Origin of the sequence: Komagataeibacter melaceti (assembly GCF_003403295.1) — a bacterium.
Lineage (GTDB): Bacteria > Pseudomonadota > Alphaproteobacteria > Acetobacterales > Acetobacteraceae > Komagataeibacter > Komagataeibacter melaceti.
Map to the genome: position 1 here is coordinate 1 of NZ_QUWV01000032.1, position 2,105 is coordinate 2,105.

A 2,105-nucleotide genomic window follows, 5' to 3' on the forward strand; every position below is an offset into this window, starting at 1 on the left:
TACTTGTTGCGTGAACCTCAATGTGGCCAGTTCTACAGGTGTTCACTCCAAGCGTACGTAAAATACACTTTCGTGTCGTGATCCCTTCTCGGACCGGGCCTTGTCGAACAGCTCGAAGCCGTCGCGATAGGAACCGAAAATACCGGGCTGACCGCCGCCAACAATGACCTGCAACGGCTGGGTCAGCAGACGGTCCACCAAGTGGAATGCATCCCACGAAAAGGCTGCACCCGTGCTGACCACATTTAGTTTGTTGGGCGAACCGGGCTTCTGGCCACGGGGCGTCGTGTAATAATCGACAGCCTCAACAACATCCACATCCTTGATGTCGCAGGACGCAAGCTGCTTTTCCGACTGTGGGATGTAGCTTGTAATGGCGGCTGCAGTCCCATGTGCCTCAGCTGTGCGCTGGGCACAGATGCCTTCCATAGCCTTCAGGGCAGCATCTGGAGACAGATCCCCCTCGCGGCACAGACGACCATAATTGGCAGCGACAACAGTGCCAACGGCTTTGAAACGACGTTCTGTCATGGAGGCATTCGCGGCGTAGCCACCGCCACCACAGATGCCGAGCACGCCAATCCGGTTTCCGTCAACGAACCCTAGCGTTGTGAGGTAATCGGCCGCCGCGCGGAAATCCTCGACGCGCAAGGTCGGATCTTCCAGATAGCGTCCGGGACCGCCACTTGCGCCCTGGGTGGACGCATCGAAGGCAAGGCAGACATATCCGGCTTCCGCCAATCCCGCGGCATAAATGGCGGCAGTCTGTTCTTTGCAGGAGCTGATCGGGTGAGCCACCACAAGGGCTGGATATTTCAGGCTCTTATCAAAATCCTTCGGAAAATGCAGATCCCCCGCCATATCCCAGGTTCTGTTTTTGAAGGTCACGGTTTTCATTGTCATCGTTCCTTTCCGCTTCGAGCCTGAAACGCCCGACAGGAGGAAAGATGAAACAACTCTCCTTATAAGTTTAGATGGCTTGTTCCGCATTTAGTCATTAGCCATACTTCTGAATGATGAATGAGAATCTTCGCGATTTGAATGCTTTTGTCATCGTGGCAGCCGAGGGGAGCTTCACCCGGGCCGCCGCACGGCTCAGCGTGTCCCAGTCCGCGCTCAGCCAGATAGTCCGCAATTTGGAAGAACGCTTGGGAATCCGCCTGTTCAACCGTACGACGCGAAGCGTCTCTCCGACCGAGGCCGGAGAGCGGCTTCTGGCAGAGGTGGAACCGGCGCTTGCCCGGATTGAACGCGGACTGGAACAGCTTGGTACTTTGCGCGAGCGTCCGTCTGGTACGATCCGCATTTCAGCCGATGAATATGCGATCCGTAGAGTACTCTGGCCGGTTGTGGAGCGCTTTCTTGTTGACTATCCGGAGATCCATGTGGATCTCACAACCGATTACGGTCGGACTGACATCGTGCGCGAACGGTATGATGCCGGGGTCAGACGCGGCCAGCTAGTCTCGAAAGACATGATCGCATTGCGGATCGGACCGGATGTGCCGATGGCCGTCGTAGCCACGCCGACGTTTCTAAAGCAGCATGGGAGTCCACGAAACCCGCGTGATCTGGCCGAGTTTCCCTGCATCAATCTGCGGCTGCCGACACACGGCGAACTTTTCCCCTGGCAGTTCAGGAAAAGCGGCAAGGACATACGAATCACAACGTCTGGGCAACTTGTTCTGACCAGCCTTTTTCAGATACGCGAGGCCTGTCTGGGCGGGCTGGGGCTGGCCTGGCTGCCGCATGATCTTGTGGCTTCCCGAATTGCGACAGGAGAGCTGGTCGAGGTGCTCTCACAATGGCAAAAGGTTTTCGAGCCCTATCACCTTTACTATCCAAGCCGTCGCCAACACTCATCGGCGATGACTGCTTTCATCGCCGCATTGCAAGCTTCAGTACGGGAGTAGTGTCTGCTTTTGGGATATCCAACATTCACACGCATTGTCTGACACGAGGCGTCTGCCGCCTGTCCGCTTCACGTTTCTTGAGCGGACAGGCAGTTCAGGGGGGGGGAACGAACCCGCTGCGCGGGATTGGTGCGATGTGGAGGTCTGTCACCACGGCGTGAGCGATCTGTTTTATTTGGAACTGTCCTGATC

Annotated in this window: 2 protein-coding genes; one reads left to right on the forward strand and one right to left on the reverse strand. The window is 56.5% G+C overall.

What is annotated here, in order from left to right; translation table 11 throughout:
• Window positions 1–42: 42 nt before the first annotated feature.
• Window positions 43–897: an alpha/beta hydrolase gene (locus DY926_RS04085; RefSeq protein WP_241503052.1), complete on the reverse strand. Its 855-nt coding sequence runs from the start codon at window positions 895–897 to the stop codon at window positions 43–45.
• A 116-nt stretch (window positions 898–1,013) separates the two neighbouring features.
• Between DY926_RS04085 and DY926_RS04090 the strand changes: the two genes are divergently transcribed.
• Window positions 1,014–1,913, forward strand: a complete 900-nt coding sequence (locus tag DY926_RS04090) for a LysR family transcriptional regulator (protein WP_116702208.1) — start codon at window positions 1,014–1,016, stop codon at window positions 1,911–1,913.
• Window positions 1,914–2,105 lie beyond the last annotated feature (192 nt).

Bases quoted from the DNA above. Each gene is read 5' to 3' on its own strand.
- DY926_RS04085 (WP_241503052.1), bottom strand. From the start codon at position 897: ATGAAAACCGTGACCTTCAAAAACAGAACCTGGGATATGGCGGGGGAT.
- DY926_RS04090 (WP_116702208.1), top strand. From the start codon at position 1,014: ATGATGAATGAGAATCTTCGCGATTTGAATGCTTTTGTCATCGTGGCA.